This is a genomic window from Natronoarchaeum philippinense, assembly GCF_900215575.1.
GTDB lineage: Archaea > Halobacteriota > Halobacteria > Halobacteriales > Natronoarchaeaceae > Natronoarchaeum > Natronoarchaeum philippinense.
Map to the genome: position 1 here is coordinate 711,547 of NZ_OBEJ01000001.1, position 15,709 is coordinate 727,255.

Annotated in this window: 13 protein-coding genes; 11 read left to right on the forward strand and 2 right to left on the reverse strand. The window is 65.2% G+C overall.

Features of this window, described 5'->3' with window-relative positions; genetic code table 11:
• Window positions 1-377 precede the first annotated feature (377 nt).
• Genes CRO01_RS03610 through CRO01_RS03635 form a run of 6 tightly spaced genes read left to right on the forward strand, consistent with a single transcriptional unit; the run spans window position 378 to window position 8,902 of the window.
• On the forward strand, window positions 378-2,450 hold the full coding sequence (locus CRO01_RS03610; protein WP_097007738.1) for a PrkA family serine protein kinase: 2,073 nt from the start codon (window positions 378-380) through the stop codon (window positions 2,448-2,450).
• On the forward strand, window positions 2,450-4,729 hold the full coding sequence (locus CRO01_RS03615; protein WP_097007739.1) for a PrkA family serine protein kinase: 2,280 nt from the start codon (window positions 2,450-2,452) through the stop codon (window positions 4,727-4,729). Before CRO01_RS03610 ends, CRO01_RS03615 begins: the two co-directional genes overlap by 1 nt.
• A gap of 1 nt (window position 4,730) precedes the next feature.
• Window positions 4,731-6,044, forward strand: a complete 1,314-nt coding sequence (locus CRO01_RS03620; protein WP_097007740.1) for a YeaH/YhbH family protein — start codon at window positions 4,731-4,733, stop codon at window positions 6,042-6,044.
• 16 nt (window positions 6,045-6,060) lie between these two features.
• A complete protein-coding gene (locus CRO01_RS03625) occupies window positions 6,061-8,079 on the forward strand; it encodes a SpoVR family protein (RefSeq protein ID WP_097007741.1) in 2,019 nt (672 codons plus the stop codon).
• Window positions 8,080-8,135: 56 nt separating this feature from the next.
• Window positions 8,136-8,537, forward strand: coding sequence for a secondary thiamine-phosphate synthase enzyme YjbQ (locus CRO01_RS03630; RefSeq protein WP_097007742.1), 402 nt, complete (start codon window positions 8,136-8,138; stop codon window positions 8,535-8,537).
• A complete protein-coding gene (locus CRO01_RS03635; RefSeq protein ID WP_097007743.1) occupies window positions 8,534-8,902 on the forward strand; it encodes a hypothetical protein in 369 nt (122 codons plus the stop codon). The genes CRO01_RS03630 and CRO01_RS03635 overlap by 4 nt, the downstream gene beginning before the upstream one ends.
• Here CRO01_RS03635 and CRO01_RS03640 read toward each other — a convergent pair.
• Window positions 8,853-9,227, reverse strand: coding sequence for a DUF5658 family protein (locus CRO01_RS03640; RefSeq protein ID WP_245838496.1), 375 nt, complete (start codon window positions 9,225-9,227; stop codon window positions 8,853-8,855). The two genes, CRO01_RS03635 and CRO01_RS03640, sit on opposite strands and share 50 nt — an antisense overlap.
• A 195-nt stretch (window positions 9,228-9,422) precedes the next feature.
• Window positions 9,423-9,584 carry a glycerophosphodiester phosphodiesterase family protein gene (locus tag CRO01_RS16485; protein ID WP_179747386.1) on the reverse strand — a complete coding sequence of 54 codons (162 nt, stop codon included), beginning with the start codon at window positions 9,582-9,584 and terminating at the stop codon, window positions 9,423-9,425.
• A 33-nt stretch (window positions 9,585-9,617) separates the two neighbouring features.
• Here CRO01_RS16485 and CRO01_RS03645 point away from each other — a divergent pair, with 33 nt between their 5' ends.
• From CRO01_RS03645 to CRO01_RS03665, 5 genes are all read left to right on the forward strand, one after another.
• Window positions 9,618-10,328, forward strand: a complete 711-nt coding sequence (locus CRO01_RS03645) for an SDR family oxidoreductase (RefSeq protein ID WP_097007744.1) — start codon at window positions 9,618-9,620, stop codon at window positions 10,326-10,328.
• A 162-nt stretch (window positions 10,329-10,490) separates the two neighbouring features.
• Window positions 10,491-11,834 (forward strand): sodium-dependent transporter, encoded by a 1,344-nt coding sequence (locus CRO01_RS03650; RefSeq protein WP_097007745.1) that lies wholly within the window; start codon window positions 10,491-10,493, stop codon window positions 11,832-11,834.
• Between the two features lie 104 nt (window positions 11,835-11,938).
• Window positions 11,939-13,483, forward strand: a complete 1,545-nt coding sequence (locus CRO01_RS03655; RefSeq protein WP_097007746.1) for an acyl-CoA carboxylase subunit beta — start codon at window positions 11,939-11,941, stop codon at window positions 13,481-13,483.
• Window positions 13,483-13,809 (forward strand): hypothetical protein, encoded by a 327-nt coding sequence (locus CRO01_RS03660; protein WP_097007747.1) that lies wholly within the window; start codon window positions 13,483-13,485, stop codon window positions 13,807-13,809. Before CRO01_RS03655 ends, CRO01_RS03660 begins: the two co-directional genes overlap by 1 nt.
• A gap of 69 nt (window positions 13,810-13,878) precedes the next feature.
• Entirely contained in the window at window positions 13,879-15,708 is a 1,830-nt protein-coding gene (locus tag CRO01_RS03665; protein ID WP_097007748.1) for an acetyl-CoA carboxylase biotin carboxylase subunit, read from the forward strand.
• Window position 15,709 lies beyond the last annotated feature (1 nt).

Consider the following 15,709-nt stretch of genomic DNA (forward strand, 5'->3'; position numbering starts at 1 on the left):
GTAGCGGGGCACCGTCACCGCCTCGATCGGACGGATACCGATAGCCTTTATAACCCAAAGTATACTGGTAAATAGGGTTTGGGGATACGCTTATACGTCTTCACTCCCGTACATAGTATACGTCCGGTGGCCGCCCACCGGTCCCCGCACCCGAGCCCGTTCGCGTCGTATCGTGTCGTCGTTCGCCGCCGAAGCCGTCGTCTCGCGTAGAGGTTTGGGGAACGACACCACATGACAAGAACTGTCGACGCTTCCCGTCGCGCCGCCGCGCGTTCGCCGCCGATACAGCGCCCCGAGCGGCCGCGCTGGTCGCACCTCGACACCCGTGCGGCGAGTCTAGTGGCGATCGTCGGTGGTACACGGCCGCCAGTGATACAATGTCAGGAGACACAGAAACCCTCGACGAACTGAGCCAAGAGTACAGGCAGTCGATGCCCGAGGACCTCCGGGAGACCAAGTCCTTCGAGTGGTATCTCGACGCGGTCTACGACGACCCGAAGATAGCCCGCAACGCCCACCAGCGCGTGGCGGACATGTTCGACTACTACGGCACCGAGTACGACGAAGAGACCGGTGTCGTCGAGTACCTACTGGCCTCGGAGGACCCGCTCGGAGACGGCGAAAACCGGTTTTTCGGCCGGGTAGTCCACGAGTCGATCCACGAGTTCGTCAACAAGGTCAAAAGCGGCGCCCGACGGCTCGGTCCGGAGCGCCGCATCAAGCTCCTGCTCGGCCCAGTCGGTTCGGGTAAGTCTCACTTCGACAAACAGGTCCGACGCTACTTCGAGGACTACACGCTACGCGATGCGGGGCGGATGTACACGTTCCGGTGGACGAACCTCTGTGACGTGATCGACGATCAGGACCCTGCCGACGACACGGTCCGGTCGCCGATGAATCAGGACCCGCTCGTGTTGCTCCCCCAAGAGCAGCGCGACTCGGTGATCGACGGGATCAACGAACGGCTCGACGCGCCCTATACGATCCGCAACGAGCAGGCCCTCGATCCCGAGAGCGAGTTCTACATGGACCGGCTGCTCGCCCACTACGAGGACGACCTCAAGGCGGTGCTGGCCAACCACGTCGAGATCGTCCGCCTGACCGCCGACGAGAACAAACGGCAGGCCCTAGAGACGTTCGAGCCCAAAGACAAGAAGAATCAGGACGAGACCGAGCTCACCGGCGACGTGAACTACAGCAAGATCGCCGTCTACGGCGAGTCCGACCCGCGTGCGTTCGACTACTCGGGGGCGTTCTGCAACGCCAACCGCGGCGTGTTCTCCGGCGAGGAGCTACTCAAACTCCAGCGGGAGTTCCTCTACGACTTCCTGCACGCCACCCAAGAGCAGACGATCAAGCCCAAATCCAACCCGCGGATCGACATCGACCAAGTGATCGTCGGGCGGACGAACATGCCCGAGTACAAGGACAAGAAGGGCGACGAGAAGATGGAGGCGTTCAACGACCGCACCAAGCGGATCGACTTCCCCTACGTCCTTTCCTACGAGCACGAGGCCGACATCTACGACAAGATGCTCACGAACGCCGACGTGCCCGACATCCACGTCGAGCCCCACACCTTGGAGATGGCCGGCCTCTTCGGCGTCCTCACGCGGATCGAGGAACCCGACACCGAACTCGTCGACCTGCTCCAGAAGGCCAAAGCCTACAACGGCGAGGTCGACGAGGGCGACGATGTCGACGTGAAAAAGCTCCGCGACGAAGCCGAAGCCACCGCCGAGATCGGCGAGGGGATGGACGGCGTCTCGCCCCGGTTCATCGGCGACGAGATCGCCGAGGCGATCATGGACTCGAAGCACCGCTCGCGGGGCTTTCTCTCGCCGCTGACGGTGTTCAACTTCTTCGAGGAGAACCTCGAACACCACGGCTCGATCCCCGAGGACAACTTCGATCGGTACTACCGCTACCTCGAAACCGTCCGCGAGGAGTACCGCGAGCGGGCCATCGAGGACGTGCGCCACGCGCTGGCCTACGACGTCGACGAGATCCGGCGCCAAGGCGAGAAGTACATGGACCACGTGATGGCCTACATCGACGACGACACCGTCGAGGACGAGCTCACGGGCCGCGAACAGGAGCCCGACGAGACGTTCCTGCGCTCGGTCGAAGAGAAGCTAGAGATCCCCGAGGACCGCAAAGACGACTTCCGCCAGGAGGTCTCGAATTGGGTCTCCCGGCGCGCACGCGAGGGCGAGGCCTTCGATCCCCAAGACAACGAGCGGCTTCGCCGCGCCCTCGAACGGAAGCTCTGGGAGGACAAGAAGCACAACATCAACTTCTCCGCGCTGGTCAGCGCCAACGAGTTCGACGACGACGAGCGCAACCAGTGGATCGACGCGCTGATCGAACAGGGCTACAGCGAGGACGGCGCGCGGGAGGTGCTAGAGTTCGCCGGCGCCGAAGTCGCCAAGTCCGAGCTGGAGGAATAATGAGCCGAGGCGACGAGTACGTCAGAGCGGCCGACCGAGCGCTCGAAGGCGCCTACGAGGAGCCGATGAGCTTGGAGGCGTACGTCGACACCGTCTTCGAGAGTCCGAACATCGCGTCTCACGCCAGCAAGTACCTGCTGGAGGCGATCGAGGCCGCGGGCACTCGACCGGTCGTCGAGGACGGCGAGGACAAGGAGCGCTATCGCTTCTTCGACGACCCGCACAACGGCGGCGAGCACGCGATCTTGGGCAACACCGAGGTGCTCAACGCCTTCGTCGACGACCTGCGAACGATCGCGGCCGAGCGCGGGAAAGGCGAGAAGATCATCTGGTTCGACGGGCCGACCGCGACCGGCAAATCCGAACTCAAGCGGTGTCTGATCAACGGTCTCCGGGAGTACTCCAAGACCCCGGAGGGACGCCGCTACACGGTCGAGTGGAACGTCGAGGGCGCGGTCGAAACCCGCGGGCTCAGCTACGGCGGCGATGGCGTCCCCGACGAGGACGCGTGGTACGAAAGCCCGGTGCAGGCCCACCCGCTCAGCGTCTTCCCCGAGGACATCCGGGAGGACCTGCTGGCCGAGCTGAACGCCGCGAGCGAGGACCACATCGACCTCCACGTCGACCAGCGCCTCGACCCGTTCTCGCGGGAGGCCTACGAGTATCTCGAAGAGCAGTACCGGCGCAACGGCGCCGAAGAGCTGTTCTCGACGATCACCGACCCGAAACACCTGCGCGTGAAAAACTACGTCGTCGATGTCGGTCAGGGGATCGGCGTGCTCCACTCCGAGGACGAGGGCCACCCCAAGCAGCGGCTCGTCGGCTCGTGGATGCAGGGGATGCTACAGGAACTCGACTCTCGCGGGCGCAAGAACCCGCAGGCGTTCAGTTACGACGGCGTCCTCTCGCAGGGCAACGGGCTTCTGACGATCGTCGAGGACGCCGCCCAGCACGCCGACCTGCTCCAGAAACTGCTGAACGTGCCCGACGAGGGTACCGTCAAGCTCGACAAGGGGATCGGGATGGACGTGGACACGCAACTGCTCATCATCTCGAACCCCGATCTCGACGCCCAACTCAATCAGCACGCCGACCGCAACGGCACCGATCCGCTGAAGGCGCTCAAGCGTCGACTCGACAAGCACGAGTTTACATACCTCACCAACTACTCGCTGGAGGCCGAGCTGATCCGGCGGGAGCTGACCAACGAGACCGAGGTGTGGGAGTCGACCGAGTACGACGAGATCGAGGCGAAGCTCCGCGAGCCGGTGACGGTGACGGTCCGCGACGCCGACGGCGAACTCACCGAGCGCGAACTGGCGCCCCACGCCGTCGAGGCCGCCGCGATGTACGCCGTCGTCACGCGGCTGGACGACGGCGACCTGCCGGCCGGCGTCGATCTGGTCGACAAGGCGGTGCTGTTCGATCGAGGCTACCTGCAGGACGGCGACGAGCGCATCGAGAAAGACGACTTCGAGTTCGTTGGCGCGACCGACGGCGAACACGGCATCCCCGTGACCTACACGCGCGACGAGTTGGCGAGTCTGCTCCAGACCGAGCGCGACCGCCACCACGCCGACCTGCCCGTCGAGGACGTCGTGATGCCCCGCGACGTGCTCAACTCGATGGCCGAGAATCTGAACGACGCGCCGGTGTTCTCGGCCGGCGAGCGCACCGAGTTCGAGAACCGCGTCGTCCCGGTGAAAAATCACGTGTTCAAACAGCAAGAGGAGGACGTGCTCGACGCGATGCTACGTGACAAGCGCGTCGACGCCGACACCGTCGAGGAGTACGTCCGGCACGTCTACGCGTGGGCGACCGACGAGCAGATCACTAACGACCGCGGCGAGCGCGTCGAGCCCGACCCGCTGAAGATGAAGGTGTTCGAGGTCGAGCACATGGGTCGGTTCGCCGAGGAGAGCTATCAGGGCGACGAGCCCGGCCCCGGCGTCCGGGAGTTCCGCACCGAGAAGATCATCACCGCGCTGAACCGCCACGCGTGGGAGCACCGCGACGAGGACTTCTCGGTGGCCGACGTGGACCTGACGGATATCCCGATCATCCGGTCGCTGCTCGAAAGCTACGACTGGGAAGATGTCGCGCGTATCCACGAGGACTTCGACCCGCGCCAGTGGGACGACCCGCCGGCCGACACCGAGACCGCGACCGTGAAAGCACAGACGATCGCAAACATGACGGACCTGTTCGACTACAGCGAGGCCGCGGCCGAACTGACGAGCCGCCACGTCGTCGGGCAGGTCGCCTACAAGTGGGATTAGCATGGGACTGCAAGACGACCTCGAACGATTCCGTGAAGTCGGGGAACAGCGCCGTGAGGATCTGGCCGAGTTCATCCAGTACGGCGACCTCGGCCAGAGCGGGAAAGACGACGTTCGGATCCCGATCAAGATCGTCGATCTCCCCGAGTTCGAGTACGACCGACGCGATCAGGGCGGCGTCGGGCAGGGCGACGCCGATGTCGGAGACCCCGTCGGCCAGCCACAGCCACAGCCGGGCGACGGCGACGAGGAGGGCGAGCCCGGCGAGGAGAGCGCCGACCACGAGTACTACGAGATGGACCCCGAAGAGTTCGCCGAGGAACTCGACGAGCGACTCGGGCTCGACCTCGATCCGAAGGGCAAGCGCGTAATCGAGGAGAAGGAAGGTCCGTTCACCGACCTGACCCGGAGCGGTCCCGACTCGACGCTCGACTTCGAGCGCATGTTCAAGGAGGGCCTCAAGCGCAAGCTCGCCATGGACTTCGACGAGGAGTTCCTCCGGGAGGTGCTCAAAATCGACGGCTGGGGCCCCGACCGAACGTTCGAGTGGGCGCGCGGCGAGAACATCCCCGTCTCGAAGGCGTGGATCGAGGACGCCTACTCCGAGATTTCCGACGGCGAGCGGACGACGTGGTCGAGCCTCGACGAACTGGAGGAAACGATCGACCGCGAGCCGATCCAGCAGAAGATCCGCCGCGAAGGCATCAAGCAGGTGCCGTTCCGCCGGGAGGACGAGCGGTATCGCCACCCCGAGATCATCGAGGAGCGCGAGAAGAACGTCGTCGTGTTCAACATCCGCGACGTGTCGGGGTCGATGCGTCAGAAGAAGCGCGAGCTCGTCGAGCGGGTGTTCACGCCGCTCGACTGGTATCTGCAGGGCAAGTACGACAACGCCGAGTTCGTCTACATCGCCCACGACGCCGAAGCGTGGGAGGTCGAACGCGACGAGTTCTTCGGCATCCGGTCGGGCGGCGGGACGAAGATCTCGGCCGCCTACGAACTCGCCGCCGACCTCGCCGAGGAGTACCCGTGGAGCGAGTGGAACCGGTACGTGTTCGCCGCGGGTGACAGCGAAAATTCCTCGAACGACACCGAACAGCGCGTCGTCCCGCTGATGGAGCAGATTCCCGCGAACCTCCACGCCTACGTGGAGACCCAGCCGAGCGGCAACGCGATCAACGCGACCCACGCCGAGGAGGTCGAGAGCCACTTCGGCGACGCCGACGACGTGGCCGTGGCCTACGTCGCAAGCGAGGACGACGTGACCGACGCCATCTACGAAATTCTCAGCACAGAGGAGGAAGCAGAACAGTGAGCACAGAGGCAACACCATGAGTTTCGACCGCTACGAAGCCAGACGCGAGGCATCGAAGCTGCAAGAGCCCGTCGACGAGGCGCGGCTGCTGGCCGAAAAGCTCGGGCTGTCGCCGTATCCGGTCAACTACTGGATCGTCGACTACGACGAGATGAACGAGCTGATCGCCTACGGCGGGTTCCAGCACCGGTACCCCCACTGGCGCTGGGGGATGCAGTACGACCGCCAGCAAAAGCAGGGCCAGTACGGCGGCGGAAAGGCCTTCGAGATCGTCAACAACGACAACCCCTCGCACGCGTTCTTGCAGGAGTCGAACGATCTGGCCGACCAGAAGGCGGTGATCACCCACGTCGAGGCCCACGCCGACTTCTTCGCCAACAACGAGTGGTTCGGCCTGTTCACCGACGCGCGGGGCGACGACGCCGTCGACGCCGCCGCGATGCTCGAACGCCACGGCCGGTCGATCCGCGAGTACATGTCCGACCCCGATGTCGATCGGGCGGCCGTCGAGCGCTGGATCGACAACGTGCTCACGCTCGAAGACACGATCGACCAGCACCAGCCCTTTTCGGCGTCGCATCTGGTCGGCGATGGGCCGGCCGACGGCGAGGAGCGCGACGACGACCTCGCGGAAAAGCTCTCGGAACTGGATCTGAGCGACGAAGTCCTCGAAGAGGTGTTCGACGAGGAGTGGCTCGACGCACAGGAGGGCGACGGCGAGACGGCGTCGTTCCCCGAGACGCCCGAGAAGGACGTGATCGCCTTCCTCCGCGAGCACGGCAAGCAGTACGACGCCGAGGCCGGGAAGGCAACCGAGTTCGAGCCGTGGCAGCGCGACATCTTGGAGATGCTTCGCGCGGAATCGTACTACTTCGCCGCCCAGAAGATGACGAAGGTGATGAACGAGGGATGGGCGGCCTACTGGGAGTCGATGATGATGGGCGAGGAGGCCTTCGCGGGTGCCGACGAGTTCCTCAGCTACGCCGACCATCAGGCGCGCGTACTGGGGTCGCCCGGGCTGAACCCCTACAAGCTCGGCAAGGAGCTCTGGGAGTACGTCGAGAACACGACCAACCGGCGGGAAGTGTTCGACAAGCTGCTGCGCGTCGAGGGAATCTCGTGGCGCAACGTCGCCGACACGGTCGACTTCGACGCCGTGCTGGAGCAGCTAGAGCCACCGACCGCGCTCGATTCGATCACGAGCGACTCGCTCGACGCCGTCGCCGAACTCCCCGACGAGTACGTCGACCGCAATGCGTTAGACCGGGCGCGCGAGCGCGAGATCGACGTGGATCGGTACCCTTGGAAGGTGCTGACCTACGAGGGGCTGGCGCGGCGTCACTACTCGCTGACCAAGCGCCAAAATCGTGGCTTCCTCAAGCGCGTCAGCCAGTCCGAACTCGAACGGATCGGCCGATACCTGTTCGACGACGCGATCTACGACTCGGTCGAAGAAGCGCTGGCGGATGTCGATCACGCGGCGGGCTGGGATCGGATGCGCGGAATCCGCGAGAGTCACAACGACGTGACGTTCCTCGACGAGTTCCTCACGCAGGAGTTCGTCGACGAGAACGAGTACTTCACCTACGAGTACTCTCAGGCCGCCGGCCAGAACCGCGTCGCCAGCACGGACTACGAGGACGTCAAAAAGAAGCTCCTCCTCCAGTTCACCAACTTCGGGAAGCCGACGATCGTCGTGCAGGACGGCAACTACAACAACCGCAACGAGCTGTTGCTGGCCCACCGGTACAACGGCGTCATGCTCGACATCGAGCAGGCAAAGCGGACGCTCGAACGCGTCTTCGACCTGTGGGGGCGCCCGGTCAACCTGCTGACGATCGTCAAGACCGTCGACGAGCACGACATCGAGGTCGCAAAGCGTCGGAACCGCGAACCGGATCCCGACGAGCAGGGCTTGCTGATCCGGTACGACGGCGCCTCCTTCGAGGAGCGCGACATCCCGTGGGAGGAAGTCGAGGACATCGCCGCCAGCGACATCGACTACGACACCAAGCCCGACGACTGGCTGGCCTGAGCCGCGGCGCCGTCGGTCCCGGTGACCATTTTTACTCGCGGGTCGAGACGACGCCTATGGCGAGTTCGACGACGTTCTCCGTCCGGACCGGCGACCGTACCGACACCGTCGACGTGACCGACCGCGTCGCAGCCGCGGTACCAGACTCCACCGAAACCGGCGTCTGTACCGTGTTCGTCCGCCACACCACGGCGGGCATCTGCATCAACGAGAACGAGTCGCGGCTTCGCGCCGACACCGAGGACTTTCTGCGCGATCTGGTCCCCGACGAGGGCCACCGCCACGATCAACTCGACGGCAACGCGGATTCACACCTGCGTGCGACGTTGATCGGCGCGAGCGAGTCGGTTCCGATCGAGGACGGAGACCTCGCGCTCGGGCGCTGGCAGTCCGTCTTGCTGCTGGAGTTCGACGGCCCGCGGACGCGGGAAGTGACGGTGACCGTCGTCGGCGAGTGAGCGGCGGCGTCCGGCGGCGACGGGCGCTGCGGGACAGCGGGCGGCTGGACGCCGCCGTGTCGCCGGTCGTGGACGCCGATCGGTCACCGAACGAGGACGCTGTCCGAGCAGCGAACGAGGACGCCGCCGTTCCATCGGACGATGACGCCGCGGCGTCGTCGCGCGAAGCCGGCAACGACTTGGGCGCGATCAGTCGCTGCAGCGTGTCGCTGCCGACGGTCGAAAGCACCAGCGGGACGCTGCGGGCGTCGACGGCGAGCCAGCCGAGCAACAAGAGCGCGCCGGCTGCCAAGAGCGCGCGATCGCGGGTCGGCGTCACGACGCCACCGAGAGGATCACCGACGCGTTCCAGCCGACGACGGTGACGCCGATCAGACAGAGGCCGGCCGGCACCGCGGCGGCGTACGGCGACGGGAGCCGCCACGCGACGAGCGCGAACGCCGCCATCGTCGCTGCCTTCCAGAGGCTCAGCACCACGACGACGGCGAGAAAGCCCGGCGACAGTTCGATCAGCGCTGCCGGAATCGGGTTGCTCTCGGTCGCACCCAGTTGGAGGCCGACCAGCGTCGAGGCGAGGTCGCCGACGCCGTAGACTGCGACCGCCAGCACCCACAGCGAGCCGGCGCTAGCGAGTCGGCGGGGAAGCGCGGAGGCGGTGGCGCCGAGGAAGGCATCGCTACCCGTCGCCACGGCGATCACCCCGAACGTGACGGCTGGGCGTCCCTGCGCGGTCGGCGTCGGCAGTGAGCACTGGAAGCATAGGTTCGCGCGACCCCACGACGGTCGCTACGTGCGGCTCACGGCCGAGCCCCTGATTGCTATACTTGCGCTACCGTTCGAAGGCGGCGGTTACCGCCGCCAGCGACCGGGAACTCCGCTTTAGGACTACCCCGACCCGAACGGGACGGCGCCGCTGCGGTCGGTGACGATGCCGTCGACGCCGAGGCGAAGCAGCGCTCGGCCGAGCAGTGGATTGTCGACCGTCCACGCGTTGACGCCGAAAGAGCCGTGAGCTACGGCATCACGTAACGCGTGGCACTGCCCCACAGATTCAACTGCTTCGGACGCGCAGGGAACGGTATGTCCGTGAGTTTCGACTTCGATGGACGCGTCGCCGTCGTTACGGGCGCCTGCGGGGCGCTCGGAAGTGCCGTCGTCGAGCGGTTCCACGCCGCCGGCGCGACCGTCGCCGCGGTCGATGTCGTCTCGCCCGACGACGAGGACGCGCTGCTCGACATCGAAGCGGGGATCGAGTACTACCAGATCGACCTGACCGACGAAGCAGATGTCGAGCGGGGGATCGGCGAGATCGCCGACGACCACGGCGGAATCGACTACTTGGCGAACGTCGCCGGCACGTGGCGCGGCGGCCAGCCGATCGAGGAGACGCCGGTCGACGAGTTCGACATGCTGTTCGATGTCAATCTCAAAACGGCGTTTCTGGCGAGCAAGCACGCGCTCCCACATCTCCGCGACGGCGCGGGTGCGATCGTCAGCATCAGCTCCCGGTCGTCGCTGTCGGGCGGCGAGGGCGACGGGCCCTACCGCGCTTCGAAGGCGGGCGTGCGCCTGCTGACCGAGACGCTGGCCGAGGAGAACAGCGGCGACGTGCGGGCCAACGCCGTCATGCCGAGCGTGATCGACACGCCGGCCAACCGCGAGATGATGCCCGACGCCGATCACGACTCGTGGGTCGATCCGGCCGACATCGCCGGCGTCATCGCCTTCCTCTGTAGCGACGGCGCCAGTCCGACCAGCGGCGCCGCCGTGCCGGTGTACGGCGAGGCGTGACTGCCGCCGCGGTGCTCACAATAAACAAATAATTTATATTTATTTGCTAACAGTGCCTCGAATCGTATTATTAGAACGTCTCTGATATACAAAGAAATTATTCGTCCGTGACATAATCACGAACCCGCAAGGTTATTATTAGCTCGTAGGACAGTACGTACCATGGCACTCGAAGAAGTAACGAGAGAGAAGTGGGCGACCCGTCTCGGGTTCATCCTCGCCGCCGTCGGCAGTGCGGTGGGGCTAGGTAACATCTGGCGATTCCCCTTCCAAGTCGGACAGGAGGGAGGTGCAGCGTTTCTGGTCATGTACCTGCTGTTCGTGGCGATCATCGGCATCCCGGCGATGCTGGTCGAGTTCGTCGTCGGCCGAAGCTCCGAACGCAACCCGATCAACGCGTTCGATCGGCTGGGCCACGGCGAGTGGCGCTTTATCGGCATTCTCGGCGTCATAACCGGGTTCCTGATTCTGTCGTACTACTCGGTCGTCGCCGGTTGGGTGACCCGCTACACCTTCGCAAGCCTGACAGGTGCGTACTTCGGCGAAGCGGGCGCGTACTTCGGACAGATTTCGGCGGGCCCGGCAGCGGTCGGCTTCCACGCGCTGTTTATGGTTGTCACCGCGGTGATCGTCGCGGCCGGTATTCAGAAGGGTATCGAGATGGCGGTCAAGGTGATGGTGCCGGCACTGCTGGTACTGCTCGTCGGACTGATCGCCTACGCCTTCACGCTCGAGGGCGCCGCGCAGGGCTACGAATACTACCTCTCGCCGGACTTCGGCGTCATTGCGGCGAACTGGACGTCCATCCTTCCGGCGGCAGCGGGACAGGCGTTTTTCACCCTCTCGCTCGGGATGGGCGTGATGATCACCTACGCGTCCTACATCGACGAGGACCGCAACCTCGGCGTCGACGGGGGCTGGATCGCCTTCCTGAACACGCTGGTGTCGATCCTCGCCGGACTCGTCGTCTTCCCGGTGCTGTTCACGATCGGTACCGAGCCCGGCAGCGGCGGCCCGGGCGAGCTGTTCGCAGGCGTCGGCGGCGCCATCGCGCAGGTTCCCGGTAGCCGACTCGTCGGCTTCCTGTTCTTCGGCGTCGTCACCATCGCGGCGCTGTCGAGCGCGATCAGCATCCTCGAGGTGCTCGTCTCCTACGCCATCGACAACTACAGCATCGAGCGCCCCACGGCGACAGCCGTGATCTCGGCGATCGTGTTCGTCGTCGGCATCCCGTCGGCGATGAGCACTGACGTTCTCACGCTGTTCGACGCCACCACCGCACAGTTGCTGTTGCCACTAGGCGTGTTTCTCACCGTGATTTTCGTCGGCTGGGTGTACCAAGACTCCGCCAAGGAACTCGCAAAGGGCACCGGATCGGACGCCAGCGGGACCTTGCCGGTCCTGTGGCTCTGGTACGTCCGGATCCCGATTCTCATCGTGGTCGGGTTCGTGCTCGTTATCAACGCAACGGAGCTGTATGGCACGTTGACTGATATGCTGTTGTAGCGCCGACAAGCGGCGCTTTCGCGGTTGCGGGTTGCGGAAAACTTTTCCTTCCACTGGTAGTCACTTCGCAGTATGAACGACAGCCGGAGGGATCTGCCGTGACGATGGACGACCGCATCGAGGAGTTGCGCGACCTCCGCGAGGACGCCGAACAGGGCGGTGGAGAGGCCCGGATCGAGCGCCAGCACGAGAAGGGCAAGATGACCGCCCGCGAGCGCATCGAGTACTTCCTCGACGACGGCACGTTCAACGAGTTCGACCAGCTCCGGACACACAGCAACCACAACTTCGGGATGGAGGAAAAGCAGATCCTCACCGACGGCGTCGTGACGGGCTACGGCGAAGTCGACGGGCGCAAGGTGTTCGTGTTCGCGCACGACTTCACCGTCTTCGGCGGCTCGCTCGGGGAGGTGTTCGCCGAGAAGATCTGCAAGGTGATGGACACCGCCATGGAGGTCGGCTGTCCGATCATCGGCCTGAACGACTCGGCGGGCGCACGCATTCAGGAGGGCGTCAATAGCCTCGCCGGGTTCGCCGACATATTCCACCGCAACCAGAAAGCCAGCGGCGTCATTCCCCAGATATCTGCGATCATGGGCCCCTGCGCCGGCGGCGCGGTGTACTCGCCGTCGATCACGGACTTCGTGTTCATGGTCGAGGACACCAGCCACATGTACATCACCGGCCCCGGCGTCACCGAGACGGTCACCGGCGAGTCGGTGACACACGAGGAACTCGGCGGGGCGTCGACGCACAGCTCCAAGACCGGCGTCGCGCAGTTCGCGGTGCCCGACGACGAGACCGCGCTCGACCAGATCCGACAGCTCCTGTCGTATCTTCCCCAAAACAACGTCGAAGATCCGCCTCGCGTCGAGCCGTGGGACGACCCCGAGCGCCGGGACGAGCGACTGGAGGACATCGTCCCGTCGAGCCCGCAGAAGCCCTACGACATGGTCGACGTGATCGACTCGGTGATGGACGAGGGTTCCTTTTTCGAGGTCAACGAGAACTTCGCCAAGAACATCGTCGTCGGGTTCTCCCGACTCGACGGGCACGCCGTCGGCGTCGTCGCCAACCAGCCCCGCGTGAACGCGGGTACGCTGACGGTCGACTCCTCGATGAAGGCCTCGCGGTTCATCCGCTTTTGTGACTCGTTTAACGTCCCGATCGTCTCGTTCGTCGACGTTCCTGGGTACATGCCCGGCACCGAGCAGGAACACCGCGGGATCATCCGCCACGGCGCCAAGTTGCTGTACGCCTACTCCGAGGCGACGGTGCCGCTGCTGACGGTTATCACGCGCAAGGCCTACGGCGGCGCCTACTGCGTGATGGCGTCGAAACACCTCGGCGCGGATGTCAACTACGCGTGGCCGACCGCCGAGATCGCGGTGATGGGTCCACAGGGAGCGGTGAACCTGCTGTACGGCGACGAACTAGAGGCCGCCGACGACACCGAAGCGCTCCGACAGGAGCTGATCGACGAGTACCGCGAGGAGTTCGCCAACCCCTACACGGCGGCCGATCGGGGCTACCTCGACGACGTGATCGAGCCCACCGAGACCCGCCCGCGGCTGATTCAGGACCTCGAACTGCTGCGCTCGAAGCGCGAGGACCAGCCCGACAAGAAACACGGCAACATCCCACTGTAATGTCGGGAACATCGAACGCACCGGCCGCGACAGACCCGGAAGATGTCGCGGAACCCGTCGGCGAGATCCTGCCCGCAGAGGCATCGATCGACCTGCCCGACGACGCCACCGACGCCGAGGCGGCCGCGATTGCGGTGGCGATCGGCGCGCACCTGCGCGACCGGGAGATCGCCGCGGCGAACGCGGCGTCGAGCGAGGAGAGTTGGACGGGCAAACGCTGGCGGTTCGCCGGTCGGACCGAGGCCACGCAGGGCCGCGGGGACCGGGTGCCGCTGGGCGCGCCGACCGACGAATGGACCGCCGCCGGGCGGACCGATCGGTTCTGAGCCGCTCGGTCGAAGCGACTTCTGGAACCGGTAAAGTAACGTAAGTGGTCCCTGATGGTTCAGTCAAGAATGTTCCGGAAGGTTCTGGTCGCAAACCGCGGGGAGATCGCGGTTCGTGTCATGCGGGCGTGCGAAGAGCTAAACGTCGGGACCGTCGCTATCTACAGCGAGGCCGACAAAAACTCCGGACACGTCAGGTACGCCGACGAGGCCTACAACGTCGGCCCGGCCAAAGCCAGCGAGTCGTATCTCGACCACGAGGCCGTCATCGAGGCCGCGCGGAAGGCAAACGCCGACGCGATCCACCCCGGCTACGGCTTCCTCGCGGAGAACGCCGAGTTCGCCAGCAAGGTCGAAGACACCGAGATCACTTGGATCGGCCCCTCTAGCGACGCGATGGAGACGCTGGGCGAGAAGACGAAAGCGCGGACGGTGATGCAATCTGCCGACGTGCCGATCGTCCCCGGGACGACCGATCCCGTCACCGACGCCGAACAGGTCCGCGAGTTCGGCGAGAAGCACGGCTACCCCGTCGCCATCAAGGCCGAAGGCGGCGGCGGCGGCCGCGGAATGAAGATCGTCGAATCGCCCGACGAAGCCGAAGACCAACTCGAAAGCGCAAAGCGCGAGGGCGAGGCGTACTTCGACAACGATTCGGTGTATCTGGAGCGATTCCTCGAGAACCCGCGTCACATCGAGGTCCAGATCGTCGCCGACAGTCAGGGCAACGTCCGACATCTCGGCGAGCGCGACTGCTCGCTCCAGCGACGCCACCAGAAGGTCATCGAGGAGGGGCCGAGCCCGGCGCTCTCGGACGAGTTGCGCGAGCAGATCGGCGAGGCCGCCCGGCGCGGCGTCAAGGAGGCTGACTACACTAACGCCGGCACCGTCGAGTTCCTCGTCGAGGAAGACCCCGATCGCTCGGGCGAGGAGCTGCTCGGTCCGGACGCCAACTTCTACTTCCTCGAAGTGAACACCCGGATTCAGGTCGAGCACACAGTCACCGAGGAGATCACGGGCATCGACATCGTCAAGTGGCAGATCCGAATCGCGGCCGGCGACGAACTGGCGTTCGAACAGTCCGAGGTCGATATCGACGGCCACGCCATGGAGTTCCGGATCAACGCCGAGAACGCCGCCGAGGAGTTCGCGCCCGCGACCGGCGGGAAGTTAGCGACGTACGACCCGCCGGGGGGCATCGGCGTCCGACTGGACGACGCGTTGCGACAGGGCGACGACATCGTCACCGACTACGACTCGATGATCGCCAAGCTCGTCGTCTACGGGTCGACGCGCAGCGAGTGCATCGCTCGCAGCCTGCGCGCGCTCCGGGAGTACGAGATCGACGGCGTCGTGACGATCGTCCCGTTCCACCGCCTGATGCTGACCGACGAGGCGTTCGTCTCGGGCACGCACACGACGAAGTACCTCGACGAGGAGATAGACCGGAGCCGGATCGACGAGGCCCAACAGCAGTGGGGCACCGACACCGACGCCGGCGAGGAAGACGACGAAGAGGTCGTCGAGCGGGAGTTCACCGTCGAGGTCAACGGCAAGCGCTTCGAGGTCGACCTCGAAGAGCGCGGCGCGGCGCCGATCACGGCCCAGGCCAGCGACGGCGGGTCGTCCCGACCGGCCAGCGCCGGCCCCAGCGACGACGACGGCGGCACCGAAATCACCGGTGAGGGCGAGACCGTCACCGCCGAGATGCAGGGAACCATCCTCGACGTGGAGGTCGAGGAAGGCGAGGAAGTCGCCAGCGGCGACGTGATCTGCGTACTCGAAGCGATGAAGATGGAAAACGACGTGGTCGCCGAATCCGGCGGTACCGTCACGCAGATCGCCGTCTCGGAGGGCGAAAGCGTCGACATGGGCGACGTGATCTGCGTGCTAGACTGAG

What these genes read in the sequence shown, in the direction of transcription:
- CRO01_RS03610 (WP_097007738.1), top strand. Translation starts at nt 378, where the DNA reads ATGTCAGGAGACACAGAAACCCTCGACGAACTGAGCCAAGAGTACAGG.
- CRO01_RS03615 (WP_097007739.1), top strand. Translation starts at nt 2,450, where the DNA reads ATGAGCCGAGGCGACGAGTACGTCAGAGCGGCCGACCGAGCGCTCGAA.
- CRO01_RS03620 (WP_097007740.1), top strand. Translation starts at nt 4,731, where the DNA reads ATGGGACTGCAAGACGACCTCGAACGATTCCGTGAAGTCGGGGAACAG.
- CRO01_RS03625 (WP_097007741.1), top strand. Translation starts at nt 6,061, where the DNA reads ATGAGTTTCGACCGCTACGAAGCCAGACGCGAGGCATCGAAGCTGCAA.
- CRO01_RS03630 (WP_097007742.1), top strand. Translation starts at nt 8,136, where the DNA reads ATGGCGAGTTCGACGACGTTCTCCGTCCGGACCGGCGACCGTACCGAC.
- CRO01_RS03645 (WP_097007744.1), top strand. Translation starts at nt 9,618, where the DNA reads ATGTCCGTGAGTTTCGACTTCGATGGACGCGTCGCCGTCGTTACGGGC.
- CRO01_RS03650 (WP_097007745.1), top strand. Translation starts at nt 10,491, where the DNA reads ATGGCACTCGAAGAAGTAACGAGAGAGAAGTGGGCGACCCGTCTCGGG.
- CRO01_RS03655 (WP_097007746.1), top strand. Translation starts at nt 11,939, where the DNA reads ATGGACGACCGCATCGAGGAGTTGCGCGACCTCCGCGAGGACGCCGAA.
- CRO01_RS03660 (WP_097007747.1), top strand. Translation starts at nt 13,483, where the DNA reads ATGTCGGGAACATCGAACGCACCGGCCGCGACAGACCCGGAAGATGTC.
- CRO01_RS03665 (WP_097007748.1), top strand. Translation starts at nt 13,879, where the DNA reads ATGTTCCGGAAGGTTCTGGTCGCAAACCGCGGGGAGATCGCGGTTCGT.